The sequence below is a fragment of the Paraflavitalea sp. CAU 1676 genome (assembly GCF_029223285.1).
Taxonomy (GTDB): domain Bacteria; phylum Bacteroidota; class Bacteroidia; order Chitinophagales; family Chitinophagaceae; genus Paraflavitalea.
Window position 1 is genome coordinate 315,630 of record NZ_JARHUJ010000011.1, and the last position, 25,845, is coordinate 341,474.

Consider the following 25,845-nt stretch of genomic DNA (forward strand, 5'->3'; position numbering starts at 1 on the left):
GGATTTTCAGTTATTGATTATTGGTATGTACGCTGCTCCTTTGCAGGAGCACCGTACGCGGACTTTATTGCTTGATCATCTTAAGAACCGATACCTGCCCTGTTCGCGGATCACTGACATGCAGCAGGTATACCTGCGCCGGCCAGTGGCTTACGTCGATACGGCAGTCTGTTATTCCTTTAGTCGCCTGGATTGTCTGCTGGTACCGCGGCCTGCCGGCGATATCGGTAACCTTCAACAGCAAACCGGATGGTGAAACCAGTTGAAACCTCATGACCATCACCTTTGAAACCGGGTTAGGATGCAGCTGCACACTGGTCATGATTGTGGTTTCGATGGTCACGATCCGGCTGTAGTCCGCGCGTCCTGCCTTATCGACGGCCTTGACGCGGTAATAGTTCACACCGGCTGGCAATGGATCAACGAAGCGTAGATTGGTAACTCCTTTCACGGTGCCAAGCGTTATGAAATTTGTTCCATCGGCCGACCGCTCCACTTCGAACCGATCATGTTCGGCAGAGACCGCTGCTTGCCAGGTAAGCTCTACCCCTTCCTCCGCCTGTTTTGCCTGCAGGCTGGTAAACTTCGATGACAAAAGGATCAGCGACGATTTTACCAATTCCATATTATCTATATAGAATCCGTCATAGCCGGTTGCACCATTCGAGGTGAAACGGAAGCGCAGGTTTACCGAGGAATTACCGAGGTAATTGCGCAAGTCTATCACTTCGCGGGTCCAGGCATCGCGCATGCCGGTGAGTGCAGGCTGACTGCCCAGCGTACCAATATTTTCTGATACAGTATTATTACCGCAAACAGAGAGATAGCTACCGCCTGTCGATACCTGCACCTGCATTTTGTCGTAAGCGTTCTCGGCACGATGCCGTACCCAAAATGACAGATAAGCAGCTGAAGCATTCGAAAGATCGAAGCTGGTATTATAGGTGGCCGTGGAGGTTGATCCACTGGCATAGTTACCCGAAGGCGACTCGGTGAGTGCACGCGTTCCCTGATAGGAAGCACCCGTACTGGTGCCCCACCCTCCGGAAAGGCTCCAGTTCGGGTTGGAAGCCCATTCCATATTGTCGGCGAGCAGCGTAACGGGTTGAAATAATTTGGTGATGGTATCCCTGATGGTAATGCCACCCGAACTGATCTCATAGGCAAAACGGATCCTTGAACCGGCGCCAAGGCCAGCGGGTAATGTATATCCGATCTGCCTTTGCACGGTATCGAAATAATTAGCAAAGCTGTTCACCGTTACTGAACCATTGATGGTGGCAATATTTTCAACAGGACTTATTGTTACCGTTACAGGGGCATCTGTTAACCCGATCCGGCGGAGGCTAAAGCCAAAATCACCGCTGGTGGATGTCACGGCTACAGGATCCATATCCTGCAGTTCGAAATACGAACCAGCCATGTAAGCCATCTGAACGTTGGCAAAGAACATGCTTTTGGCAATGGGAATAATATTCTCGGGTTGAGGCCAAAAGCCCAGGCTGCCGTTGCCTACTTCCACCGTATAGCCATAGGTCTTTTGCTTGGTACCCATGCCAAGGTCGCCGGCGATATGCCAGTCGCGCGAATTACCCACGGCATAATAACCCACCGTAGCCATTCCATCTCCGGCAAAATACCCGTTGTACCTCGACATCAGTGCAGAAGCATATGAATAGAAGGCGGCATCAACCGTTGAGAAAGGATGGCTGGCGGGCCGGCCATAAGGCGTTACGTAGTAATTACCATATGCATGATGATCAATAGCTACGGTAAAGTGGCGGGTAGCCGAGAAGGCCCGGATGGCCTGGGTTTCCGGTTCCGAAAACGCGCCTGTACCTACATAAGCATCATTCGAAGGGCTATGGGAGGTACTGATGTTGGGGCCCGTTATCCCCCAATCAACATTATAGTTACGATTAAGGTCTACACCATAAGACCCACCGGCATTTGGCCGGCGATTCTTTCGCCACATGCCGCTGCCGCCCGGAGCACTGATCTCATTATAACGATAGCCATCGGGATTCACACAGGGCAGAAAATAAAGCTCCCGGCTATCGACCAATTCTTTGATCCTGGTATCGGTTGAATAATTCTCTACCAGGTATTGCATAAAGAAGAACAGGTTCATCATGCTCATGCCTTCGCGGGCATGATGAAGCCCGGTATAAAACGCCTCCGGTTCCGCTTCATCGGAGGAGGCATTGTCCGATATCTTAACCACGATCAGGGGCCTGCCTTCGAGGGAAGTTGTTGGCAGAACGATCTTTTGAACCAGGGAGGGATAATGATGCACCAGCGAATCGATGCGTTGCTGCATCTCCTGCCAGGTATAATAGCCGCCATAAGATCCGTCAATAAATCCGGCGGGTACTGATAGTCCAGAATAATGTGAGCCGCAGGGATTCTCAAACTCCAGCTTTCCATTGAGCATGACGGCCTCTGTTTGCTTGTAGAAATTCTCACGGTGAGCGACGCTTTTGAAATGTGCCGTTTCGTCGTCGATGAGGACTGTATAGCGGATACCCAACTTTTTCAGGTTGATCATCGAAACACTGTCGATGGTGGTAATGAAAGATTTTTCTTCCCTGATCATTTCACCATGATCAAACTCCACGCCCTGCGATTCCAGCCAGGCAAGGCCTGCAGCGGGGATATCCAGTTTTACGCGACTGTATTTCTGCTGTGCGCTGGCGGTAGTAGAGAGGCTTACGAGTGATATGGCAACTAAATAATGCAATGGTTTCATAGGTTTAGTCATTAGGGATTGGGAGCGGTTTATACTCCAATTAGGGGTTGGGTTGGGCAAAAGCGTATCCATACGGCGAAATTGGCCGTTTCGGCATGGGAGATGCCGCAATGATTACCGGAGTAATTATTGAATTAGAGGCACCGATAAAATGGTGGGTGACAGAAAAGTACCGTATGTCCTTTGCGCCCCTGGCGGGAATGGGCACGTTTGCTGGATAGTGCGTACATGTGTTTCATAGTACAGATTTTGTACTGGATTAATTGATTATAATGGTAGCCACGCCGGCTTTACAAGCGGGGTTAACAGGCAAATAGGGCAGCCTGCGCTCAGGTAACAGGTGAACTATGTTCATCCTCATCAACCGGGGGGACGGTTTGAGGCTTTTCTACGGAAGAGGGTTAACACAAGTGTACTCTATTTTTTATTGCTTTACAAGGTAAAAACACGATAGAAAAATCCCTCCCGGGCGCTGGAAATTGCCTTACCGAAACCTGCTAATTGCACCGTAGTCCGGTCACAATACAGTCGCAAAAAATATTTCAGCTACACTATTCATTCATTATCAGCATATTAATCAACCATTTCGTCCTTCTTTAGCCTGCTAACAGCGATCAACTTTACAACATCATTTGGTTTATGTTATAAACTACTTTAGCTTTGAAGTCCAAACTATCGCTACATGCTCAAATTGATTCCCCTCATCCTGCTGGCACTCACCTGGCTCGTTGGCTCGGCCCAAACCACGATCTCAGGAAAAGTGAAGGATGCCAAAGGTCGCCAGGTTAGTGGCGCCAGTATAGCCATCAAAGACTCCTACGATGGAGGTACCACCGATTCAACCGGACAATACCGGTTCAAGACGACCGAAAAGGGCGAGCAAACGCTCCTGGTTACCTCCATCGGTTTTAAATTATTCGAACAAAAAGTAAGCCTTACGGGTGGTTCCATCACCCTGGATTTTCAGCTAAAGGAAGAACCCAATGAACTGAAGGCCGTGGTGATCACCGCAGGCACCTTCGAGGCCAGCGATACCAAGCGCACTACGGCGCTCAATCCCATCGATATCGTTACCACCGCCAGCGCCAATGCCGATATTACCAGTGCTATCAAAACCCTTCCCGGCGCACAACAGGTAGGTGAAAGTGAAGGCCTGTTTGTAAGAGGTGGTACCGCCCAGGAAACCAAGGTATTCATAGACGGAACCCTCGTCAACAACTTCTTCTTCAGCAGCGTTCCGGATATCGCTCAGCGCGGGCGCTTTTCTCCTTTTATATTTAAAGGCACCGTCTTCAGTTCCGGCGGGTATTCGGCGCTGTATGGTCAGGCGCTCTCTTCTGCCTTGATCCTCGAATCGGTCGACCTGCCCGAACAATCATCTGCAAGTGTAGGCATATCAACAGTAGGCCTCAACGCTGGTTACCAAAGTCTCTCCAAGAAGAAGAAGGCCAGCTGGGGCGTCAACTACAATTATACCAACCTCGTGGCCTACCTGGCAGTCGTAAAACAACGGGTCGATAATTTTCATACGCCTGAGTTTCACAATGGCGAGGCCAATTTCCGGATCAAAACGTCCAGGACCGGCATGCTCAAATTCTATGGCTACTTTAATTATAGTCAATTGGGGGTTCGCCGGCCCGATATAGATTCCCTCGACCTCAAAAACGCATTCAGGCTCACCAATTTCAACGTCTATGCCAACCTCTCCTACCGCGAAAAACTGAATCGCAACTGGAAACTCAACCTCGGCGCCTCTTACAGCGACAATAGCGATAAGATCAACAATGAACTGCAGAACCAGGATAATGTGCCCCAGGATATCGACGACGATCCTTTTGGCGGCAAGAGTTTTAAGGTTAAGTCATATGGTAGCCTTGCCCAGGTAAAAGCAGTGTTGGAAAGGAAGCTACCCGGCCTCAGTGCATTGCGTTTCGGTGGCGAGTACCTGTATTTTAAAGACAAGAACGATTTCAGCAATCAATTTGTGCCTAAAGCCATCACCGAAACGGATGATCATTTCAAAGCTGCATTCGCCGAAACTGATATTTACCTCACCAACGACCTCGCAGCCAAAGTAGGCGGCCGTGTAGAACATTCCTCGCAGCTTGATAAAGCGAATATTGCGCCCCGCGTTTCGCTGGCTTACAAATTGGGAGAAAAAACGCAGGCATCACTGGCTTACGGTGTCTTCTACCAGAAGCCTGAAAAGGATTTTTACCTCCGCAATTACTTCTACAATGATCTTGCCTATACAAAGGCAACGCATTATATCGCCAACGTTCAAAAAGTAAGCAGGGACTATACATTGCGGGTTGAAGCATTCTACAAGAAATACAACGAACTCAATAAAACCTTTGCAACCAGCGGTAGCAAGATCATCGACAGTGTAGGCAGGGGTGGTTACGGGCATGCCAAAGGGATCGAATTGTTCTGGCGCGACCGTAAGACCTTTAAGAACGTCGACTACTGGATCTCTTATTCGTATCTCGACACCAAGCGCGACTACCTCAATTACCCTTATGCCATGCAACCCAATTTCGCAGCCAACCACACTGCCAGCCTTATCGTCAAGAAATTTGTAACCAAGCTGAAGACGCAATTCAACGGCTCTTATACTTTCGCCTCGGGCAGGCCCTATTACAATATCCGTTACGACAATGGCAGCGCAAAATTTGTCATTGCCGATCAGGGCAAAACCATCCCCTACCACAGCATGAGCTTTAGCGTCAATTACCTGCCCAATATCGGCAGCCAGACAGCCAAAAAGTTTGTCGTATGGGTGTTTTCCGTGAACAACGTAATTGGCAACAACCAAATATTCGGGTACAACTATTCGGCCAATGGATCACATAAGGAGCCCGTTGTGCCTACAGCCAAACGCTTCTTCTTCCTGGGTTGCTTCCTGAGCTTTGGTGTAGACCGGTCAGATGATGTGATCAACAGCAACCTTTAATAAATAAAAAACAAATAATCAATAAACCATCCATTCAAATAACAGCAATATGAAAAAGATCTTCACTTCAGTAGTTTTATCCATCCTGGTGCTGGGCGCCAGCGCTCAAAGCGAAAAATATGTAAAGGCCATGCAACCGATTGTAAGTTCACTCGACTCACTGCAAACTGCGGATGCCTGGACCGATGCCGCCAATAGCTTTCAGCGCATTGGTGATGCCGAAAAAACACAGTGGCTCCCCTATTATTATGCTGCCCTCAGCAACGTCATGTCTGGTTACATGCAAGGAGCTGTTGGTGGCGGCAATGGCGACAAGATCGATCCGCTCGCCAGCAAGGCAGAGGAATTATTGAATAAGGCCGAAGCGCTGAACAAAGACAACTCCGATATCTATTGCGTGAAAAAAATGATCGCCACACTGCGGATGATGGTCGACCCAATGAACCGCTACATGACCTATGGCCCGATGGCCGCAGAAGCGCTCCAAAAAGCCAAGTCACTGAACCCTGAAAATCCACGCGTATACCTGCTCGAGGGCCAGGACAAATTTTATACGCCTGAACAGTTCGGTGGAAGTAAAACAGAAGCCAAGGCGCTGTTTGAACAGTCCATCAAAAAATACGACACCTACAAACCCGAATCGGACATACATCCACAATGGGGCAAATCGCAGGTGCTGTATTTCCTGAATCAGATAAAATAGTGCATATCATGTGCATTGTCCACGGCCTGCCCCGGGCAGAATTGCCGTGGACAACTTTATATTTGACCCGTGGTTGAACACCATAATTAATTTCTCTATGGAGCATGAACCAGGATTTTCGCAGCAACAAAGTCTTGAGCTGATCCAATCGATGATCAACAAGGCCCGTAATCGCTACAGCGAGAACGGCCATTTGTATTTATTGTGGGGATGGACAGTGCTGATCTGCAGCATTGCCCAATTCATATTATTACATTTTGTTCACTATCAGCAGCACTACCTGGTGTGGGTGTCGGTATGGCTGGTACTGATCTACCAGTTCTTTTACTTCCGCCAGCGCAAAAAGAACAGCAAAGTGAGAACCTATACCGACGAGATCATCGGTTTTGTTTGGCTCACTTTCGTTGTCCTCATGTTCCTCTTTGGCTTTCTATTCGGGCAGATCATGGGTCCGGAGTATTACAAATTCTTCAATCCTGCACTATTGGCGCTTTATGGCATGCCTACTTTTTTATCGGGTATCATTTTGAAAGTGCGCGTGCTCATGATCGGCGGCATCGCCTGCTGGCTGTTGTCGATACTGGCCAGCTTTGTGCCATACGATTATCAGTTGCTGATGTTGTCGCTGGCTGTTATTGTTGCCTGGATCGTTCCCGGCTATGTATTGCAGGCAAAGCATAAAAAAGAAAATGCTTAATCATGGAAGAGAAAAAGTTATCGGGCGAAGAGAGCCTGTTGCTGATACAGCAAATGATCAAGGTGGCCCGTGATGAGCACCAGGAAAAAGGAGATGGCTGGCTTATCTGGGGCTGGCTGCTGTTTAGTGCTACGGTAGGCTCCATCGTGTTGAGCTATCTCAAACTGGGAAGATATATCGGATGGGTATGGCTGGGCATGGTGGCTGTTGGCCTGATCGTATATGCCATCGGGCACCTGCAGAAAAAGAAAAAGGATACGGTGCAAACCTATGTACAGGAATTGCTCGACAAAATAGAGCACGGCTTTTTCATTAGCCTGTTCTCCATCATTGCAGCCGCATACATCAGCGAAAGCGAATTCTCCTTTGGCTATTTCTATATTTTGTATGCCTTCTGGATGTTCATACATGGCAGTGCTATCCGCTTCAAACCACTGATCGTGGGAGCATGGGTAAACTGGGCCGCCGCTATCGGCATTTTTATAGTCGATAGTTTCCGGTACGATATGATGATCGCTGCAGTGGCAGTGCTGGTAGGATACCTCATTCCCGGCTATATGCTGAGGGCTGAGCACAGGAAAAAGATGCAGACAACAGACAGAATCATTGCCTAATGGAATTTAAAGACCTCGATCCCATACTTCATTCCCAGCTCAGGCTGGCTGTCGTTTCACTCCTGATCAGTGTGAAGGAGGCCGAATTTACCTTCATCAAGGAAAAGACAAATGCCACGGCGGGTAACCTCAGCGTGCAGATCAATAAGCTGAAGGAGGCCGGCTACATCGAAGTCGCCAAACAGTTCAAGGACAACTATCCCCAAACAACCTGCAAAATAACGCCGCTCGGCATCAAAGCGTTTGAAGAGTACGTCAACAACCTGCAATCCTATCTCGGCGTAAAAAAATAAAAGCATTTCCATCAGGAGGCCCTTTACAGGCGTAGACCCGGCGAAACGCAGCTCGTTCAAATTCTCTTTGCCAGGCTAAAATAACAAAAGGAGGAAGGCTCAGGTATTTGAGGTTTCCTCCTTTTTGTTCGGGCACCTGGTGAACCCAGGTTATATCTTAAGCAAATCCAGGGTTTCCTATTACCTCGCACCACCTTCTCATAAAAAAAGTCCCCCCAAATCCTTAGCGTAATACGAGCAGGACAGGGGGGATGCTTTCTTACCTCTGTTGAAACCTAACCAATTATTCTTTGATCAGCTTAACGATCATACGTTCTTTGCTGTTGATAGTCACTTCCAGTACATACATACCTGGCTTGAGGTTGCTGCTTCCATCCATCAGGTAGCTGTTGGAACCTGCACCTGCCTTGGCCGACTTGCGCATTACTTCAGCACCACTCGAGTTGAGCACCTTCATCACGATATAAGAGTCTTCGTTCAATTGTACATTAACGGCAATGTCATTCTTCGCAGGGTTCGGGCTTACACTTACCATCTTCAGTGCTTGAGTATTGTATACACGAACGATGAGTAATTTGCTGTAGGTAGGACGGCCGTCGATATCAACCTGCTTGAGGCGGTAGTACACATCTTTCTTAGCTACCGTGTTGCGACCTACTTTATCGATGAAGCTATAATTCTTCCTGGCTGAAGAGTTCGCTCCGGTCTTGATCGAACCAACCGTTTCCCATTTAGCACCGTCGAAGCTTCTCTCGATCTCGAAACGGTCGCTGTTCACTTCGGCAACAGTAGCCCAGCTCAGTTCTACATTACCTTCATCCTTGTACAGGCCCTTGAAATCAACCAGGGTTACCGGCAGCGTGGAAGCTGCAAAAGTGAGGTTTACAGTAGCTTCGGGAGAACACTGGGGATTGAAACCGAAATCACAGATCCTGTATTTGAAAGAGGTCGTAGTACCGAGAAAACCAGGATTGGGCGTAAAAGAGAAGTTGCCATTGGTTTCCAGCACCACAGTACCATCGGCCGATTGTTCGGTGAGGTAAGCATCGAACGACTCGAATTCGGGATCGCTGTCATTCTGTGTTACATCACCCGAAGCAGTGCGGTTTCCAGCGCCGTTGAAGTTATCGTTAACTGCAACGGGCGCTGAATTACAACCTGCTGGATAATAAAGCGGAGCATTAACCATCACCTGGTCAATACCTACCCTTGTGTTACCACCTGTGCCCTGGTATTGCAGGTAAACCCTGTAAGGACCAGAACCAACCGGTGAAAAGTTTTGGCTGAAGCTATAAACCTGACCAGCTACTGTTGAGCTGTTGATGTTGATCTGCGCGAGGTAAGCACCAGCTACGATCTGGTCGGCCGTGGTCAGAAAAATCCTGATCCTACGGGTAGCGCCGGCCGGCAAAGCGTCGCTGATCTTGTATTTGAAAGAAACCGTAACAGAGCCCGGAATATCCAGCACCTGTGTGTAAATACCAGTAGTTTGAGAAATAGTGGCCGTGCTGCTGGTAGAAACCATTCCTCCATCACCTTCAATACCAGGTGTGTAGTTATCGTTTGTGTTAAAACCGTCGAAGATCCAGCATTTGCTTTGCAGATGGGCCTTTACCATCGAAGTTGATACGCCCGGACGAGAGTTGAAGTTTTCAGGAAGCTGAGCTTGCGCACTCAGTGATGCGAGTACCCATGCGGATACTAAAAGGGTAAAATTCCTTTTCATTGATGTAAGTTTCAGAGTTTGTAATGGAGATACACTGATGAAGCGCGTTCATCGGGGCATTCAAAGGAAGGAGAATACTTTGCTTAAAGGATTGTACGAGTGAGGGAATCACTTCCACTCCGAGCTTACATAGCTATTGGAAAGAATAGTATTATAGTTAACCTGCTGACAGGCTACTGGTTACATTGAACTTTGTTGGTGGAAATTGGTGCAAGATTGGAAATCATGTGGTCTTGCAGGTAACGGAATTATCAGAGGATGCGAGGAGATGAGGCAAAAGTATAACGACCTTACGGATTATGCAAGAAATCGGATACTTTTTTTTAAACGGGCATGCATGTCCTATAGTGATCCCCAACAGGTAGCTTTTTTTGCTCATTGCTAACAAATTGGGTTGTAATTTGTAAGACATATCATTATATGTCGGCCATCATCAGCGTTAATCACCTCAGCAAGCATTACAAGGATCTTACAGCGGTCAATGATATTTCATTTACTGTCCACCAGGGTGATGTATACGGCTTCCTGGGCCAGAATGGCGCCGGGAAATCCACCACCATCAGGATGCTGCTTTCTCTCATAGAACCATCTCAAGGAAGCATAGAACTCTTTGGTATGGACCTCAAAAAGCATCGAAGAGATATACTACGGCAGGTAGGGGCAGTTATTGAGCGCCCTGACCTCTACAAGTATCTCACAGCTTATGAGAACCTCTCTCTGTTTGCACGTATGAGCGGCATCAAATCCGGCAAACAGCAATTGATGGATCAGTTGGAGCTGGTAGGTCTTGCAGACAGAGCACACAGCAAGGTCAAGACATTTTCACAAGGTATGAAGCAGCGGCTGGGTATTGGCGTGGCACTTGTGCATGATCCCCAGCTCATCATACTCGATGAGCCCACCAATGGACTCGATCCTCAGGGTATTGCCGATATCAGGCAGCTGATCCTTAACCTTAGTCATCAATTCGGGAAGACAGTACTGGTATCGTCTCACCTGCTGTATGAAATAGAAATGACCGCCAACAGAATGATCATTATTGATAAAGGAAAGAAAGTAGCCGAAGGAAATGTGAAAGAGCTATTCGACACATCGAACATGCTCATCCGGGTAGGTATCGGCAATCTTCCCACCGTACTGCCCCGCCTGCAAGCGAGCCGCTGGCAGGCGCAATTGCAAACGCACGAAGAAGATCATGTGATTTTCCGGATGGACGAACAACAGGTGCCGGCCCTTACCGCCGACCTCGTAGGGATGGGGGCCGCTATCACAGCTGTACAACCGCAGCATTCACTGGAAGCCTATTTTCTGGCCTTAACAACTGCCAATAGACATGTGGACCCTTTTACAAATTGAACTGTTCAAGATATTCAAGCGCCCGCGCACCTATATATCCTTTGCAGCCATCGCTGCTATCGTACTATTGATACAGTTGGCGCTGTACGTCGATGCCGACACCTATCTCGACCTGTTGCTGCAGTCCATCCGGTCTGATTTCGCCATCGATGGCAAGATCGCCAATGGATATTTCGTGTGTTATTTCATATTGCAAACCCTGCTGATACATGTGCCCCTGCTAATCGCCCTGATCGGTGGAGACATGATTGCCGGTGAAGCCAATATGGGCACGCTTCGCCTGCTGGCCAGCAAGCCGATCAGTCGAAGCACCCTGCTGCTCTCGAAGTTTATTGCCAGCGCGATCTATACACTCTCGCTATTATTGTGGATGGCCTTTCTATCGCTATTGCTGTCTATGCTGATCTTTGGTGTGGGCGATCTGATGGTATTTAAGAGCGAAGAGATCATACAGCTGAAGCAAGCCGACGTCATGTGGCGCTATTTCTCAGCTTTTGGATTTGCGGCCGTTGCCATGATCACCGTATCGGCCCTCTCCTTCTTTCTATCTTTATTTGCCGAAAACTCCATTGGCCCCATCGTGGCTACGATGAGCATCGTGATCGTTTTCACGATTCTCAGTACCATGGACCTCCCCTTGTTCAACCTGATGAAACCTTTCCTGTTTACCTCTCACATGCTCGGATGGAAAGGCTTTTTTGACAACCCGGTGAATTATACCAGTGTTTTTAAATCGGCGGGCATCCTGTTGCTGCATATTGTCGGCTTTGTAGGCACAGCCATCCTGATCTTCCGGAGAAAGGACATACTTTCCTAAAACACAGCGGCCAATCGACCCCAATACGGTAACCACCAATAGAAACGGCGGCCATTCGGCCGCCGGTATGACGTTGATAGTTCTATGCTGTTTATACTACTACGCAGCGGCCAGTTTAGCCTTCTTTACATTCACCGCCAGCTCCTTCAGAGAAACCATACGGCCCAGCTCCTGATCCCAGACCTTCAGTTTCAGACAGGCTATGATATCCCGTGGATGCAGGGAAGTGGTCCTGGCAGCCTGCAGTTCGGGAAAGTGCTTCATTACTTCCGGCAAGCGATAGAAAGGGATCTTTGCATTGAGGTGGTGTATATGATGATAACCGATATTGGCAGTAAACCAATGCATAATGGGATTCATGGTCATGTAACTGGACGATTCCAGCGCTGCCTTGTCATAGGCCCAATCCTGGTTACTGCAGAAGGTAACACCGGGAAAATTATGCTGCGCATAAAACAGGTACGATCCCAAAGCAAAAGCGATCACAAAGGGCACAAAGAACATTAAGAGCCACGCTTCCCATCCTAAAAACATGAATATACATACAGCTGCCCCGATGTGCAGGATCAGTGCGATCAGCGCATCGAAGTGCTTACGGGGGCTGCTCAGGAAAGAGCTTACGCACATGCCCAGCAGGAACATGGTAAAGTAACCCAAGCCAATCGTAAGGGGGTGGCGGATAGCCAGGTAGCCGACCCTTTCACCTGCACCCATGGTCAGGTACTTCTGCCGCGTAGCGATCGGGAATGAACCAATGCTGGCGCTGAAAAGCTTGGAGTTATGTTTATGGTGATGGTCGTGCGAACGCTTCCAGATACTGGTGGGCGCCAGCATGTAAATGCCAAACACACTCATGATCATATCGGCCAGTACCGACTTGTGCAGGATCGTATGGTGCTGATGATCGTGGTAGATCACAAACATACGCACCAGCAATAAGCCGGAGACGATGCTACTCAATATCCTCAGTCCGAGCCATGGCGCCCATACGGTGGCACTCAAAGCAAGGATACAAAGGCCCAGGGTTGTGATGGTGTACAACCAACTCTTACTTCTGATCTCTTTCGCAAATGGTTTCGTTGCAAGGATCAGCTCTTTTCCACACAGCATATTGATCGTTTATTTACTTTGATAACTGTTTCTCTGGTCTTTGATGCTTCCACCGGCGATGTGTCCATAGCCAGGTGTCTGGATTCTCTTTAATATCTGTTTCCAGCCTTTTGGTATGTGCTTCTGTTATTTCTCCTTCCTGGGTGGTATTATAAGGCGGCAACTTCAATATGTCTGCGCTTAACGTATAGTATCCCCGTTTTATTTTTTTGATCGACACATATACGATGGGATAATTCATTTTCTGAGAGATCTTCTCCGTACCGGGAAATACCGGCGTATCCTGGTTCAGAAAATCCATCCAGTAAGCCTTATCCGGCGCCGGGGTTTGATCGGCAATAAAAGCAGTGGCCGACAAATGCGACCTGTTCAGTACCATTTCCCGGAAGGTATCCCTCATTGCGATCAGCTTAGTACCAAACCGCGTGCGCATTTTTATGATCAGGTTGTTAAAGTACTGGTTCGACAACGGGTGATAAATCACATACAACTGGTGCTTACACAGCAGGCTAAAGGTATTGCCCGCCCACTCCCAATTGCCATAATGGCCCATGACAATGATGATGCTCTTGTTTTCTGCCGCAAATCCATCAAATAATTGCTGCGCCGCCGGGTCCATGCCGCAATGCTTCAGCATCGCTTTGGGACTAATGGTGAGCGTTTTAAAGGTTTCGATAAAAAGATCACAGAAGTACTTGTAGAAGCGCTTTTGAATGGCCTTGATCTCGGCGTCTGATTTATCGGGGAAAGAATTCCGCAGGTTGGCGAAAACTACCTTTTTGCGGTAACCGATCAGGTGATACAGCACAAAATAGAATCCGTCCGATACCAGGTATAATACAGGGAAAGGGAGCAGTGAAAGTAAGTAAATAAAGGGTAGGGCTATATAATAGCTCAACTTAGCCAAAGTCGTCCGTTGTTTAGTTTTAAAGGTGGCGCTAAAGATAAAAGAATAAACCTCACAAAACTTGCAATTACCCATTAAAATACTGTCAGTTTAACATTATATAGGAATAAAACGCCATGGGCGACCACCGAACCGCCATAAGACAAAAAAGAGGGCTGCCCGGTGGGCAGCCCTCTCACTTATTTTTTAGTCGATACTGTTAAAAACCGTATTTGGTTACTCCGGGAATCGCTACAGGGTACCAGCCATCTGCATCGGGTAATACCGGCGGCGCGGCCGCGAAGTCGTATTGCTTGGGTTGCAGGTTGAGGTTGGAATTGATCGCTTTATCCCAGTCAACGACCTGTCCGGTATACGTCGCCATACGGCCGAGGATAGAGGTCATTGAGCTTTTGGCGCCGTTCTCAGCGTCGGCAAATTTGTATTGCCCCTGCGCAATGGCTTCAAACAGTTCGTCGTGCTCTGTTTGGTAAGGATTGTTCTCCTTCGTTCTGTCATACTGGAACAACACCTTGCCTTTGTGGGATATGATATTGGCATCACCGGTTCTGATGATACCCTTCGTGCCGACGAGCAATTCATCAACCTTGCTCATGGTGCCGGGAATGTGACGGCACTGGCTGTTGAGGATAGAGCCATCGGCATACTGGAATTCAACGTAGTGGTGGTCGAATATCTCACCATTGTCTTTTCCTTTACGCACCTGACGGCCGCCCATACCCTGTGCTTTTACAGGATAGCCACCTTTGAACCAGTTGATGACATCGATGTTGTGAATGTGCTGCTCGGCAATATGGTCACCGCAAAGCCATACGAAATAGTACCAGTTACGCATCTGGTATTCCATTTCGGTTTGGCCAGGTTGACGTTTGTTTACCCATACTCCATCATTGTTCCACCAGGCCTGTGCCGAGGTGATATCACCTATGAGTTTTTTCTTTTTGAACAGTTCGCGGTAGCTGTTTTGGTAGTGGCGCTGAAGGCCCACTACAACGTTCAGCTTTTTGGCTTTCGCCTGCTCGGCTGCTGCCAGCACTTTTTGCACGCCTGCAGGGTCGGTGGCAACCGGCTTCTCCATGAACACGTGCTTATTTTGCTTAATGGCTTCTTCAAAATGAATGGGCCTGAAACCCGGAGGGGTGGCTAGGATCACCACGTCGGCCAGTGGAATAGCTTTCAGGTAGCCATCAAAACCCACAAACCTTCTTTCAGCGGGAACGTCTACACGATCCTTCACCGTTTTATCGCCCGATTTTGAATCGGCAGTCAAAGACTTGTAACATTTTTCAAGACGGTCGCCGAATGCATCGGCCATCGCTACCAGCTTTACATTTTGCTTGGTGAGCAGGGCCTGCATAGCAGCGCCTGTGCCGCGGCCACCGCAACCCACCAGGGCTACTTTGATGACATCGTCAGCGCCGGAGAAATAATTGGCTTTGGAAAATAGGGGTGCTGCGATCAGGCCACCGGCAATCAGTGAAGTTTGTTTCACAAAATCACGGCGGGAAGATTGGTTGGGTGCATCTTTGTGCATGGTTGTAAGTTTATAATGGAGCAATCTAATTACCAAGGTATTTTTTATAAAAAGCTTCTGCTTCTTCGGCGCTGGGCGCTTTCAGCGGCCTTACGAGGCGGAAGCCCACCTGCATGCCATCTGTAAGCCACCATTTGCTTTTGGGGATCTGCGGGTCCCGCTTATTCCAGGTAGGGTCCGATTTACCGCGGGCTGCCACACGCAGCATCTCCGGTTTATCGAGGTATCCACCGCCGCGAACGGATTTAGGATACAGGTCTTCTCCATTCACGGATGGATCAACGGTGCCATCCGCCAGGTTGGCCAGGAATTTTTCATCATACTGGTCGACTGTCCACTCGGCCACATTACCCAACATATCATACAATCCCCAGGCGTTCGGTTTCTTTTGACCCACCTTCTGGTATTTATTTTTACTGTTGCCGGCAAACCATCCATAATCCTTCAGCAGCTTTGCGTCATTACCGAAATAGTAAGCCGTGTTACTGCCGGCCCTGGAGGCATATTCCCATTCGGCTTCTGTAGGCAACCTGTAAAAGACGCCGGTTTTCTTGTATAACCAGCGGCAATACATGAGCGCAGTACGCTGGGACATACTATTTACAGGAAAACCTCCCTGCTTACCCATACCCCAGCTGAGGTCGATGTATTGCGGGGTGGGCCTGGTAACACCATCCACCTCCGAATTCCTGCTCGCGCTTTCGTCGTTGAAGAAAAGCAGGAACTCATCATATGTCACTTCATAGCGCCCAAACCAGCATGCAGAAATTTTAACATTCTTTTGCGGTCCTTCATCCGGCTTCCTCAATAGTTCCTTGGCAGGACTTCCCATCAGGAACTGACCTTCAGGTACTGGAAGCATTTTAAATGACACGCTTGAACCAGGTATGGTAGTTTCGTAGGGTTCAAAGTTGTTTGTTTGTTGTGCCGTTGCTACACTCATTGCAGTAGCGCCGAATACAAATAGGGCCAGTCTTTTCACTCTAATAGTTTTAAGTGCTCGAAAGATAAGGAAATAAATTATACGCCCCTCCTGCACACTACACTTGTCAGGTAGAGAAATCGATTGCATTAAAAATTTATTTCCCAGCTACACGCATTTGATCCTATATTTATCTAAACACTCAGAACATGAAACGTAGACAATTTATGCGTAATTCCCTGTTCACCGGCGCCTCATTAGCAACAGCTGCTGTAGCACTTGGTAAGTCGGATGAAAGGGAGGATACCCTAACGAATGCTGAAAAAACATTTAATCTCGATTATGCCTTTCATGATGGCATGTTCAGAAACCACGCTGGCAATGATTTCATTGAACAAATAAAATTTGCCCATAGCATGGGCTTCCGGTCTATCGAAGACAATGGTATGATGGGCCGTACACCGGAAATGCAGAAGAAGATCGGCGAAACGCTGGCATCGTTGGGTATGCGTATGGGTGTTTTCGTGATCACATCCGACAACTGGCATTGGAAAACTTCCCTTACCACCGGCAAACAGGAGTTCATAGACCGCATGATCAAAGACTGTAAGGAAGCCGTGGAAGTGGCCAAACGTTGTGGCGCCAAATGGATGACGGTAGTACCGGGCAATTACGAACGAAGTCTTTCGTTCGAATACCAAACTGCCAACGTCATCAACGCATTACGCAAGGCGAGCGCTATTCTCGAGCCACATGGACTGGTAATGGTACTGGAAGCATTGAGCGATAACCCCGACCTGTTCCTCCGCCACTCCGACCAAACCTATATGATCTGCCAGGCGGTAGGCAGTCCCAGTTGCAAATTCCTGTTCGACATGTACCACATGCAACGCAATGAAGGCGATATTATCAATAATCTGAATAAATCATGGGATGAGATCGGGTACCTGCAGATCGGTGATAATCCCGGCCGCAAGGAACCCACTACCGGTGAAATGAACTATAAGAATATCTTCAAACATATTCACGCCAAAGGATTTAAGGGCATCCTCGGTATGGAGCATGGTAATGCCAAGCCCGGTAAAGAAGGAGAAACTGCCCTGATCAAGGCCTACCGCGAATCGGATAGTTTTCTGTAAAGCGCGGGCGCCAATGGCCTGAGTGCCAGGCGTTCATCACTTTGCTTGCTTTACCTGCCTGCAACGATTTTTAAAGGTGTGCAATTTGCCGGAACGTTAAAGTCTTCTATGACCAGCGCCGGCAAAATTGCACACCTTACTTTTGTACCGGCTTCAGCAGTTGCTGTAGCCGTTAATCATTAGCAATGAATATTTTTCGAAGCATGCTGGTATTGGCCAGCGCCTGTACCTTATCGATCACGACCGCCCTTGCACAGGAAGCCGATGCCGTCATCAAAAAAGTAAAAGACAAACTGGCTACTGTAAAGGATTATCAGGCCGATGGTGTGATGAAGACCGATGTCTCGTTCATGAAGATCCCCGAATCGAAAGTGGTGATCTATTATAAAAATCCCGATAAGTTCAGGATCAAGAAAGCAGATGGTATTGCCATCGTGCCCAAAGGGGGCGCTAATATAAACCTGGGAGGCCTGTTCGCCAATGGGAACTATGCCGCCGTTGCCGCCGGCAAGAGCACGGTTGACAACACACCCGTCAGCATCATCAAATTACTGCCATCCGATGAAAAGAGCGATATCGTGGTAGCCACCCTGTACATCGACGAAAAGCAATCGCTGGTGCGGAAGGCCGTTATGACCACCCGCAGCAATGGCACGTATGAAATGGAAATGACCTATAGCCAATATGCCAATTGGGGACTGCCCGATAAGGTCGTATTCAGTTTCAATACGAAGGATTACAAACTACCCAAGGGCCTCGCCTTCGATTACGACACCGGAGAGAAACCCAAGCCTGCCAATAATACCGATAAGGAACAAAAGGGCAAACTGGAGATCAGCTATTCCAATTATGCGGTCAATAAGGGCCTGGCAGATAGTTTCTTCAAGTAATCGTTACCCCTTTAGCCCAGGGCTGTTACCGCAATTGCTGAAAAAAGCACGTGGATCGAAGTGGAAGCAACCAAAGCGAAAAACTACCTACCGAACTAAAAAAGCCGGCAGTGATCGATCACTGCCGGCTTTTTCTATGATGATTTTATCATTTTTTATTCGTCGGTCTCTTCCATATCGATCTTCTCATCAACCGCATTGGCCAGAATCACGGACGTCATTTTCTTCAGCGGGTTCTTACGGTATTCCGCATAACCATTGCGCTGGTTGATGATGTCGATGCACTCATAGATCGCGGTGAGGAAGGATGAATGATCGGCCTTGTTCTTACCGGCAATGTCGAAAGCGGTACCGTGGTCGGGAGAAGTGCGGATACCCGGCAGGCCGGCAGTATAGTTTACACCTTCGCCAAGCGCCAGTGATTTGAAGGGGATAAGCCCCTGATCGTGGTACATGGCCAGTACCGCATCGAATTTCGTATAGTGCTGACGGGCAAAGAATGCATCGGCGCTATAAGGTCCCATCACCAGCATATTCCGTTTGGCTTCTTTGATCGCTGGCTTGATGATCTCTTCTTCCTCCTTACCAATAAGGCCTTCATCACCGGCATGGGGATTGAGGCCTAGTACGGCGATCTTCGGTTTATCGATGCCGAAGTCCTTGATCAGGGACTGATTAAGGATATTGAGTTTGGAAAGGATCCTTTCGCGGGTAATGAACTGAGCAGCTTCGCGCAGCGGAACGTGTTCCGTAACAAGGCCCACCCGGAAATTCTCTGCTACCATCAGCATCACTACGTCCTGTACGCCGTACACGCTCTTTAAATAAGGCGTATGGCCGGTGAAGTTGAACTCGGCCGATTGGGTGTTCTTTTTATGAATAGGCGCTGTTACCAACCCCTGGATCTTTCCTTCTTTAAGGGCTTGCACCGCTGTAGTGAGCGATCGGATCGCATATTTACCGGCTGTTTCGGAAAGCTGACCGGGTGTAATGCCTACCTCTTCTTCCCAGCAGTTGAATATATTAACCTGCTTGGGCGTAATACGGTTCAGCTCTTTTATGCTTTGGTAGTTGAGATTGAGATCGGGTAAACCCTTCCGGTAAAAGTTGATCACTTTATTGGAAGCGAATATAATGGGCGTGCACAGTTCAAGGATACGGTGGTCGGAGAAGGTTTTAATGATCAACTCGGTACCAATACCATTCAGGTCGCCAATCGTGATGCCTATTACCGGCTTTTGTTGCGGTGCATTCATAGTTCTTTATTCTGGGTGGCTAAAGTACGAATAATTATGCCGCCTGCGCAACTCGATTCCCCACCGTACCTTTGCCCCATGTACACGCTAAAGAAATCGCTGGGTCAGCATTTTTTGAAGGATGAGAAAATCAGTCGCAGGATCGTGGAGGTACTGCGGGAGCGACCGTTTCAGCAATTGCTGGAGGTGGGGCCTGGTGGCGGAGCGCTTACCAAGTACCTGATAGGGCTGGAAGGGATCGACTTCAAATGTGTGGAGCTGGATGATGAAAAGGTAAACTGGTTGCAACAGCAGTATCCCGTGCTGCAGGGCAAGATCATTCACCAGAGTATCCTCGATATCGATGCGCCGTTCGAAGGTCGCTTTACGGTAGTGGGGAACTTCCCCTACAATATCTCCTCTCAGATATTATTCAAAATGCTTGACTGGAAGAACCAGGTGGAATCCATGACAGGTATGTTTCAGAAAGAGGTAGCCCAGCGGGTAGCCGCCCGGGAAGGGTCAAAAGTATACGGCGTTACCAGCGTACTGGTGCAAGCTTTTTTTACCGTAGAATACCTTTTTGAAGTGGATGAGGATGCATTCAATCCACCGCCCAAGGTGAAAAGTGCGGTCATCCGCCTGGTGCCACTGACGGAGCCGGTGCCCATGAAAAGTGAAAAAGCCCTGTTCAACCTGGTGAAAACTGCCTTCAACCAGCGCCGGAAGACTTTACGCAATGCTGTTAAAGGCCTGTTTTCGGCCGATGAGCTGCAGGATGAGATCTTTAATAAACGGGCTGAGCAGTTGAAGGTGCAGGACTTTGCCGCCCTGACCTTCAGAATGAATTACTAGTGGCCCCCTTACAGGCTCTTCTCCATTATATAATGTGGAATGGAAACTTCTTCAAACTGATCGCCGCTTACCCGGTAGCCTAGTTTTTCATAAAAACCCACGGCCGTTTGACGGGCATGCATGGTCATTTTCCGGAAACCGCGGTCGCGGGCGATGTTTTCGGCAAACTGCATCAGGGCACGGCCGATACCTTTACCCTGCAGGTTGTTCAATACCGCCATCTGGCGTAACCGAACGGTAGCCGGGTCGAGGGTGATGAGCATGCAGCAGCCCAGCATTTTATCTTCTTCGAATGCTGCAATCAGTATTTCTTCTTTCTCTTTTTCCAGTTCTTCCGGGGTAAAGCTAAGGCCAAGCGGTTTGCGTAGGATATCATTCCGCAATTGAACCATTTGCTGGTATTCTTTCGTACCGTGATCAATGATTTTGAGAGCCATGCACGCGTTTTTGAGTGGTGTTTCGCCTGCTGCAATATAGTGATTTACCCTTTAACCGGAAGTGTCATATATTAAAAATTAAACTGATAAAAGGTTCCGGAGGGCCGGTGAAGCGTCAATTATGCCAACCCGTTTTGACTGAATACCCCGGGATGGCTGCTGGTGATCGCATCAACATGCTTAATATATATTACAGGCGGGCATCGAATTTGCCGGAATTGCTGCCGGATAGTACTACAATTCATTGAAACTAAAAAATATCTGCGCCACAATTAAAAACCAGTGATTTATTGTCATTATGCCAAAATCTATATTTTTGCAGCCGTAACTAAACTTTACAAAAATGTCAGACATTGCAACCAGAGTAAAAAAGATCATAGTTGACAAGTTAGGTGTCGAAGAAGCAGAGGTTACCAATGAGGCTTCTTTCACCAATGATTTGGGTGCCGATTCACTGGACACCGTAGAACTGATCATGGAGTTTGAAAAGGAATTCAACATTTCAATTCCAGATGAGCAAGCTGAAACCATCACGACTGTTGGTCAGGCTATTGCTTACTTAGAAGAGCATGCAAAGTAATCTGAACACTAGTTCAGGTGTAATAAATTAAATCCGCCCTTCGATAGCTATGTACGCCCGAAGGCGGATTTGTTACTTAAAAAAACTTCCGGACAAGAATCCTATGCACTTAAAACGCGTTGTTGTAACAGGTATTGGCGCTTTAACTCCTATTGGAAATAACTTACAAGACTATTGGAACGGTCTTCTTAATGGTGTTTCCGGTGCGGATAATATTACTTTATTTGATGCATCGAAGTTCAAGACCCGTTTTGCCTGCGAGTTAAAGGGGTTCGATCCTTTACAATACCTCGATAAAAAAGAAGCCCGGAAGCTTGACCGTTTTACACAGATCGCACTTGCCTCCAGCGATCAGGCTGTAGCCGATTCAGGCATCAACAAAGAGACCATGAATCCCGATCGTATCGGGGTAGTTTTTGCCAGTGGTATCGGCGGCCTTATAACTTTCCAGGAAGAAGTAATAAACTTTGCCAAAGGAGACGGTACACCCCGTTTCAATCCATTCTTCATTCCCAAGATGATCCTCGACATTGCTGCTGGTCATATTTCCATGCGGCATGGCTTCAGGGGCCCCAACTTTGCGGTTGTGAGCGCCTGTGCCTCCTCGACCAACGCGATCATGGAAGCCTTCAACCTCATTCGCCTCGGGAAAGCCGACATTATTATGGCCGGTGGTTCGGAAGCGGTGATCAGCGAAGCTGGTGTAGGCGGATTCAATGCCATGAAAGCAATGAGTGAGCGCAACGACGATCCCAAAACTGCCAGTCGTCCTTACGACAAGGACCGTGATGGTTTTATTATGGGAGAAGCGGCGGGAGCGATCATCCTGGAAGAACTGGAACATGCCCTTGCCCGTGGAGCAAAGATCTATGGTGAGATCGCCGGTTGCGGCGCCACTGCAGATGCCCACCACGTTACAGCCCCCCACCCCGAAGGATTGGGCGCTAAAAATGTGATGCTCTCGGCACTTGACGACGCCGGTATGAAACCTGAAGACATCGATTATATCAACACACACGGTACTTCTACCCCATTGGGAGATATTGCCGAAGTGAAGGCAATCGTCGATGTGTTTGGTGAACATGCCTATAACATTAACATTAGCTCCACCAAGTCCATGACCGGCCACTGCCTCGGAGCAGCCGGTGTGGTAGAAGCCATCGCCTGTATCATGGCCGTTCAGCATGATATGGTACCTCCTACGATTAACCACTTCACAGACGATCCCGAGCTTGATCCTCGTCTTAATTTTACCTTTGAAAAACCTCAGAAGAAAGTTGTGCGCGCTGCCTTGAGTAATACGTTTGGCTTTGGCGGTCACAATGCCTGTGTGATCATAAAGAAGTACTAAAAAAGCAAGCTGCATAATTTTTCACTAACCTTGTTCGTTGTTTGGTATCTTAGTACCGAACCGTAAGCCCTTACCTATATTGATTTTTTGGCTTAATGAAAAAATTGTAGCTTAACTATTGTGGGAATCCTGGACCGATTTATAGGCAAGGAAAGCAATCTTGCTTTCAAGAAGAATCTCCGTAATGTACTGGGTTTTGCACCCGGCAAGACCGCTTTATACCAGGCCGCGCTGACCCACCGCTCTGTACGTGACAGTGCAGACGAAAACAATGAACGCCTCGAATACCTCGGTGATGCCATTCTCAGCGGCATCGTAGCCGATTTCCTTTTCAAGAAATATCCCTATAAAGAAGAAGGCTTTCTCACCGAAATGCGGAGCAAGATGGTAAACCGCAACAAGCTCAACGAGATTGCCATTAAGATGGGATTAAAAAAGATCACCTTCTACAATAAGTTCGACAATTCCCTAAAGATGAGCCAGATCTTCGGCAACACGCTCGAAGCCGTGGTTGGCGCCATCTATCTCGACAAGGGATTTGTGAAGACCAAGAAGTGGGTACTGGAATGCATCATCATTCCGCACCTGTATATGGAAGACCTCGAAGCCCTCGAGATCAATCACAAGAACAAGCTCTATGGGTGGGCCAACAAGAATGGCAAAAACCTGGAGTTTGAAACCCTCGATGAGCGCATTGAAGGTGGTCGCCGCCTCTTCACCATCGGTGCTGTGGTAGATGGCGCCCTGCTGGCAGAAGGCAAAGCCTATAATAAGAAAGACGCCAGCCAGATCGCTGCCGCCATTGCCATCGACAAACTCGGCCTCAATAAAGTAGAAGGGGAAGAGGATTAATATTTCCACCCTCACGGTCCTCCACCTCCACCGTCAATCCTTCAGTGCAACACTGCTCTCCCGCAGTTCAGCAGTTTTATTTACTGTAAGTAACCCTGTAGATCACTCCCTGTTTATCGTCGCTGATAAGCAAAGCGCCGTCTGCCGCCACTTCTACGTCCACCGGCCGGCCGATCACGTCTTTTTCACTGGTGCCCGGCAACCAGCCCGTGGCAAACTCCTCAAACTTCGCGGCCTTATTGCCGTCGAGGGTAACCGTCATCACCCGGTAGCCTGCAGGAATCTTTCGGTTCCAGCTGCCGTGTTGAGCGATGAAGATCCTGTTCCTGTATTCGGCAGGGAACATGCCGGCCGTATAGAAACGCATGCCCAGCGCCGCCACGTGAGGCCCCATCTTCTGTACCGGCGGCGTATAATCGGCACAGTTCTTTCCTTTGCCAAATTCGGGGTCGAGGTCGGTGCCCTGGTGACAATAGGGAAAGCCGAAATGCATATCCTTGTTGGGTGCATGGTTGAGCTCGTCTTCGGGAATATCGTCGCCCATATTGTCGCGCCCATTATCGGTAAACCAAAGCTCCTTCGTATCCGGATGCCAGGCGAAGCCCACGGTATTGCGTATCCCTTTGGCGAAAATTTCCAGGCCACTGCCATCGGGATTGAGGCGGGTAATAGAGGCAAACACAGGATCTTTTTCCTCGCATACATTGCAGGGGGCACCAACGGGCACGTATAACTTACCGTCGGGGCCAAAGGCGATGAATTTCCATCCGTGGTGCGATTTATCGGGATATTTATCATACACCACCGCCGGCGACGGCGGGTTGGCCAGCTGACTTTCGATGTTGTCGAAGCGGATGATGCGGCTCATTTCTGCCACATACAGGCTGCCTTCGCGAAAGGCAACGCCGTTGGGCATCGTGAGGTTTTTCGCAACGGTGTACACGGTATCGGCACGGCCGTTCCGATCGGTATCTACCACAGCATATACACTATTATCGTCTTTATTACCCACGAAGAGTGTACCCTGGCTACCCCAGCACATACTGCGTGCGTTGGGCACTACTGCATAGACCGATAGTTTAAAGCCGGGCGGTAATTTGATCTTATCCAGCTGGTATTTGGAATACAGTGAATCCGCTTCTGCTGGTGTGCCCGGCACCTTCGGCTTGTCGGAGGAGCAGGCGGCCAACACCAATGCAGGTAGCAACCAGTAACACTTGCGCAGGCAGGCAGGTACCGGGGTGATAGATTTTCTGAAAGAGGGGAAAGTTAACCTGGGAAATAACCGGGCAAAGCTGTTCATATGGCAGGTTTTAGCTGATAAATCAATGCAAAAACCGTTGCAATTCTGAAGCCAGCAGTTTTTTAATGCGTATTTAATAAAATAATCGGGCATTGGCTAATCCCTTGATAATCTGCTTTCGTAAGTATTCCTTACAACCGGCATTTGCCGGAGGGGATTTGCTTGTATTTTATCAGGCACCGTAAGGATTCCTCATCACACCACACTCAAACAGGAACTATGGACAAGTTGGAAGCCCCCATCAAAGGGTATACGTTCGGGAAAGCGGGCACATCACCCGTAACGGTGCAGGACCTGGAACTGCTGAAAGCCACTGTGTTATTTACAGAGGCCGATGAGGAGTATTTACGCATGGCGGGTGAGGTACTGACCGACCAGGCCGATGCGGTGATCAATAGCTGGTATGAGCTGATCGGGAGCCATCCGCACCTGCTGCATTATTTTAGTAAGAATAATCTGGCAAATCTGGAATATCTTACATCCGTCCGGAAGCGCTTTATCCAATGGATCAAAGATCTTTGCTTCCGTCCGCTCGACCAGGAGTGGTTGAACTATCAGTACGAGATCGGATTGCGGCATCACCGGATCAAAAAGAACAAGACCGATGAAATAGAGGCCGCACCTATTGTCCATTATCGCTATATTACCGCTTTCATATATCCTATTACTACCACGATCAAACCGCTGCTGGCCAGCAAAGGACATAGTCCCGAACAAGTGGAAGGCATGCAACAGGCCTGGTTCAAAGCAGTCGTTTTATCAGCGGTATTGTTGACGTATCCTTATATCCGTGCCGGAGAATTCTAGGGCTGTTGATGTTCC

General features: G+C 48.4%; 23 protein-coding genes. 14 read left to right on the top strand and 9 right to left on the bottom strand.

Features of this window, described 5'->3' with window-relative positions:
• Positions 1-64 precede the first annotated feature (64 nt).
• Complete coding sequence (locus P2H89_RS31970) at positions 65-2,749, bottom strand: M14 family metallopeptidase (RefSeq protein WP_275834948.1); 2,685 nt, start codon at positions 2,747-2,749, stop codon at positions 65-67.
• 682 nt (positions 2,750-3,431) lie between these two features.
• Here P2H89_RS31970 and P2H89_RS31975 point away from each other — a divergent pair.
• The 5 genes from P2H89_RS31975 to P2H89_RS31995 all read left to right on the top strand — a co-directional run bounded on the left by P2H89_RS31975 (position 3,432) and on the right by P2H89_RS31995 (position 8,009).
• Complete coding sequence (locus tag P2H89_RS31975) at positions 3,432-5,702, top strand: TonB-dependent receptor (RefSeq protein WP_275834950.1); 2,271 nt, start codon at positions 3,432-3,434, stop codon at positions 5,700-5,702.
• Positions 5,703-5,751: 49 nt separating this feature from the next.
• The gene (locus tag P2H89_RS31980) at positions 5,752-6,405 is read left to right on the top strand and encodes a hypothetical protein (RefSeq protein WP_275834952.1); all 654 of its coding nucleotides are present in this window, start codon (positions 5,752-5,754) and stop codon (positions 6,403-6,405) included.
• Positions 6,406-6,502: 97 nt separating this feature from the next.
• Positions 6,503-7,102 carry a hypothetical protein gene (locus P2H89_RS31985; protein ID WP_275834954.1) on the top strand — a complete coding sequence of 200 codons (600 nt, stop codon included), beginning with the start codon at positions 6,503-6,505 and terminating at the stop codon, positions 7,100-7,102.
• 2 nt (positions 7,103-7,104) lie between these two features.
• On the top strand, positions 7,105-7,716 hold the full coding sequence (locus tag P2H89_RS31990) for a hypothetical protein (protein WP_275834956.1): 612 nt from the start codon (positions 7,105-7,107) through the stop codon (positions 7,714-7,716).
• Complete coding sequence (locus P2H89_RS31995; protein WP_275834958.1) at positions 7,716-8,009, top strand: transcriptional regulator; 294 nt, start codon at positions 7,716-7,718, stop codon at positions 8,007-8,009. The genes P2H89_RS31990 and P2H89_RS31995 overlap by 1 nt, the downstream gene beginning before the upstream one ends.
• A 283-nt stretch (positions 8,010-8,292) precedes the next feature.
• Here P2H89_RS31995 and P2H89_RS32000 read toward each other — a convergent pair whose 3' ends face one another.
• A complete protein-coding gene (locus P2H89_RS32000; protein ID WP_275834960.1) occupies positions 8,293-9,735 on the bottom strand; it encodes an Ig-like domain-containing protein in 1,443 nt (480 codons plus the stop codon).
• Between the two features lie 420 nt (positions 9,736-10,155).
• On the opposite strand from P2H89_RS32000, the gene P2H89_RS32005 reads away from it, so the two are divergent.
• A complete protein-coding gene (locus tag P2H89_RS32005; protein ID WP_275834962.1) occupies positions 10,156-11,091 on the top strand; it encodes an ABC transporter ATP-binding protein in 936 nt (311 codons plus the stop codon).
• On the top strand, positions 11,069-11,908 hold the full coding sequence (locus tag P2H89_RS32010) for an ABC transporter permease subunit (RefSeq protein ID WP_275834964.1): 840 nt from the start codon (positions 11,069-11,071) through the stop codon (positions 11,906-11,908). Before P2H89_RS32005 ends, P2H89_RS32010 begins: the two co-directional genes overlap by 23 nt.
• A 99-nt stretch (positions 11,909-12,007) precedes the next feature.
• Here P2H89_RS32010 and P2H89_RS32015 read toward each other — a convergent pair whose 3' ends face one another.
• From P2H89_RS32015 to P2H89_RS32030, 4 genes are all read right to left on the bottom strand, one after another.
• Positions 12,008-13,018 (bottom strand): fatty acid desaturase, encoded by a 1,011-nt coding sequence (locus P2H89_RS32015; protein WP_275834966.1) that lies wholly within the window; start codon positions 13,016-13,018, stop codon positions 12,008-12,010.
• 13 nt (positions 13,019-13,031) lie between these two features.
• Positions 13,032-13,925 (bottom strand): lysophospholipid acyltransferase family protein, encoded by an 894-nt coding sequence (locus P2H89_RS32020; RefSeq protein ID WP_275834968.1) that lies wholly within the window; start codon positions 13,923-13,925, stop codon positions 13,032-13,034.
• A 199-nt stretch (positions 13,926-14,124) separates the two neighbouring features.
• On the bottom strand, positions 14,125-15,459 hold the full coding sequence (locus tag P2H89_RS32025; RefSeq protein ID WP_275834970.1) for a Gfo/Idh/MocA family oxidoreductase: 1,335 nt from the start codon (positions 15,457-15,459) through the stop codon (positions 14,125-14,127).
• Between the two features lie 25 nt (positions 15,460-15,484).
• Positions 15,485-16,441, bottom strand: coding sequence for an SUMF1/EgtB/PvdO family nonheme iron enzyme (locus P2H89_RS32030; RefSeq protein ID WP_275834972.1), 957 nt, complete (start codon positions 16,439-16,441; stop codon positions 15,485-15,487).
• A 149-nt stretch (positions 16,442-16,590) separates the two neighbouring features.
• Between P2H89_RS32030 and P2H89_RS32035 the strand changes: the two genes are divergently transcribed.
• The gene (locus tag P2H89_RS32035; RefSeq protein ID WP_275834974.1) at positions 16,591-17,520 is read left to right on the top strand and encodes a TIM barrel protein; all 930 of its coding nucleotides are present in this window, start codon (positions 16,591-16,593) and stop codon (positions 17,518-17,520) included.
• 185 nt (positions 17,521-17,705) lie between these two features.
• The gene (locus tag P2H89_RS32040; protein WP_275834976.1) at positions 17,706-18,410 is read left to right on the top strand and encodes a hypothetical protein; all 705 of its coding nucleotides are present in this window, start codon (positions 17,706-17,708) and stop codon (positions 18,408-18,410) included.
• Positions 18,411-18,565: 155 nt separating this feature from the next.
• Here the strand turns inward: P2H89_RS32040 and pdxA are convergent, their stop codons facing one another.
• Positions 18,566-19,666 (bottom strand): 4-hydroxythreonine-4-phosphate dehydrogenase PdxA, encoded by a 1,101-nt coding sequence (gene pdxA, locus P2H89_RS32045; RefSeq protein WP_275834978.1) that lies wholly within the window; start codon positions 19,664-19,666, stop codon positions 18,566-18,568.
• 78 nt (positions 19,667-19,744) lie between these two features.
• On the opposite strand from pdxA, the gene rsmA reads away from it, so the two are divergent.
• Positions 19,745-20,500, top strand: a complete 756-nt coding sequence (rsmA, locus tag P2H89_RS32050) for a 16S rRNA (adenine(1518)-N(6)/adenine(1519)-N(6))-dimethyltransferase RsmA (protein WP_275834980.1) — start codon at positions 19,745-19,747, stop codon at positions 20,498-20,500.
• An 8-nt stretch (positions 20,501-20,508) separates the two neighbouring features.
• Here rsmA and P2H89_RS32055 read toward each other — a convergent pair whose 3' ends face one another.
• On the bottom strand, positions 20,509-20,937 hold the full coding sequence (locus P2H89_RS32055) for a GNAT family N-acetyltransferase (protein WP_275834982.1): 429 nt from the start codon (positions 20,935-20,937) through the stop codon (positions 20,509-20,511).
• A gap of 343 nt (positions 20,938-21,280) precedes the next feature.
• Here P2H89_RS32055 and P2H89_RS32060 point away from each other — a divergent pair, with 343 nt between their 5' ends.
• The 3 genes from P2H89_RS32060 to P2H89_RS32070 all read left to right on the top strand — a co-directional run bounded on the left by P2H89_RS32060 (position 21,281) and on the right by P2H89_RS32070 (position 23,720).
• A complete protein-coding gene (locus tag P2H89_RS32060) occupies positions 21,281-21,517 on the top strand; it encodes an acyl carrier protein (protein ID WP_038103191.1) in 237 nt (78 codons plus the stop codon).
• 103 nt (positions 21,518-21,620) lie between these two features.
• Positions 21,621-22,868, top strand: coding sequence for a beta-ketoacyl-ACP synthase II (gene fabF, locus P2H89_RS32065; protein ID WP_275834989.1), 1,248 nt, complete (start codon positions 21,621-21,623; stop codon positions 22,866-22,868).
• A 120-nt stretch (positions 22,869-22,988) separates the two neighbouring features.
• Positions 22,989-23,720 carry a ribonuclease III domain-containing protein gene (locus P2H89_RS32070; protein ID WP_275834991.1) on the top strand — a complete coding sequence of 244 codons (732 nt, stop codon included), beginning with the start codon at positions 22,989-22,991 and terminating at the stop codon, positions 23,718-23,720.
• A gap of 76 nt (positions 23,721-23,796) precedes the next feature.
• On the opposite strand, the gene P2H89_RS32075 is transcribed toward P2H89_RS32070, so the two are convergent.
• On the bottom strand, positions 23,797-25,023 hold the full coding sequence (locus P2H89_RS32075) for a sorbosone dehydrogenase family protein (RefSeq protein WP_275834993.1): 1,227 nt from the start codon (positions 25,021-25,023) through the stop codon (positions 23,797-23,799).
• A gap of 219 nt (positions 25,024-25,242) precedes the next feature.
• Between P2H89_RS32075 and P2H89_RS32080 the strand changes: the two genes are divergently transcribed.
• Positions 25,243-25,830: a protoglobin domain-containing protein gene (locus tag P2H89_RS32080; RefSeq protein WP_275834995.1), complete on the top strand. Its 588-nt coding sequence runs from the start codon at positions 25,243-25,245 to the stop codon at positions 25,828-25,830.
• The last annotated feature ends 15 nt before the right edge of the window (positions 25,831-25,845 follow it).

Coding starts and splice junctions, on each gene's coding strand:
- P2H89_RS31970 (WP_275834948.1), bottom strand. CDS start 2,749: ATGAAACCATTGCATTATTTAGTTGCCATATCACTCGTAAGCCTCTCT.
- P2H89_RS31975 (WP_275834950.1), top strand. CDS start 3,432: ATGCTCAAATTGATTCCCCTCATCCTGCTGGCACTCACCTGGCTCGTT.
- P2H89_RS31980 (WP_275834952.1), top strand. CDS start 5,752: ATGAAAAAGATCTTCACTTCAGTAGTTTTATCCATCCTGGTGCTGGGC.
- P2H89_RS31985 (WP_275834954.1), top strand. CDS start 6,503: ATGGAGCATGAACCAGGATTTTCGCAGCAACAAAGTCTTGAGCTGATC.
- P2H89_RS31990 (WP_275834956.1), top strand. CDS start 7,105: ATGGAAGAGAAAAAGTTATCGGGCGAAGAGAGCCTGTTGCTGATACAG.
- P2H89_RS31995 (WP_275834958.1), top strand. CDS start 7,716: ATGGAATTTAAAGACCTCGATCCCATACTTCATTCCCAGCTCAGGCTG.
- P2H89_RS32000 (WP_275834960.1), bottom strand. CDS start 9,735: ATGAAAAGGAATTTTACCCTTTTAGTATCCGCATGGGTACTCGCATCA.
- P2H89_RS32005 (WP_275834962.1), top strand. CDS start 10,156: ATGTCGGCCATCATCAGCGTTAATCACCTCAGCAAGCATTACAAGGAT.
- P2H89_RS32010 (WP_275834964.1), top strand. CDS start 11,069: ATGTGGACCCTTTTACAAATTGAACTGTTCAAGATATTCAAGCGCCCG.
- P2H89_RS32015 (WP_275834966.1), bottom strand. CDS start 13,018: ATGCTGTGTGGAAAAGAGCTGATCCTTGCAACGAAACCATTTGCGAAA.
- P2H89_RS32025 (WP_275834970.1), bottom strand. CDS start 15,459: ATGCACAAAGATGCACCCAACCAATCTTCCCGCCGTGATTTTGTGAAA.
- P2H89_RS32035 (WP_275834974.1), top strand. CDS start 16,591: ATGAAACGTAGACAATTTATGCGTAATTCCCTGTTCACCGGCGCCTCA.
- P2H89_RS32040 (WP_275834976.1), top strand. CDS start 17,706: ATGAATATTTTTCGAAGCATGCTGGTATTGGCCAGCGCCTGTACCTTA.
- pdxA (WP_275834978.1), bottom strand. CDS start 19,666: ATGAATGCACCGCAACAAAAGCCGGTAATAGGCATCACGATTGGCGAC.
- rsmA (WP_275834980.1), top strand. CDS start 19,745: ATGTACACGCTAAAGAAATCGCTGGGTCAGCATTTTTTGAAGGATGAG.
- P2H89_RS32055 (WP_275834982.1), bottom strand. CDS start 20,937: ATGGCTCTCAAAATCATTGATCACGGTACGAAAGAATACCAGCAAATG.
- P2H89_RS32060 (WP_038103191.1), top strand. CDS start 21,281: ATGTCAGACATTGCAACCAGAGTAAAAAAGATCATAGTTGACAAGTTA.
- fabF (WP_275834989.1), top strand. CDS start 21,621: ATGCACTTAAAACGCGTTGTTGTAACAGGTATTGGCGCTTTAACTCCT.
- P2H89_RS32075 (WP_275834993.1), bottom strand. CDS start 25,023: ATGAACAGCTTTGCCCGGTTATTTCCCAGGTTAACTTTCCCCTCTTTC.
- P2H89_RS32080 (WP_275834995.1), top strand. CDS start 25,243: ATGGACAAGTTGGAAGCCCCCATCAAAGGGTATACGTTCGGGAAAGCG.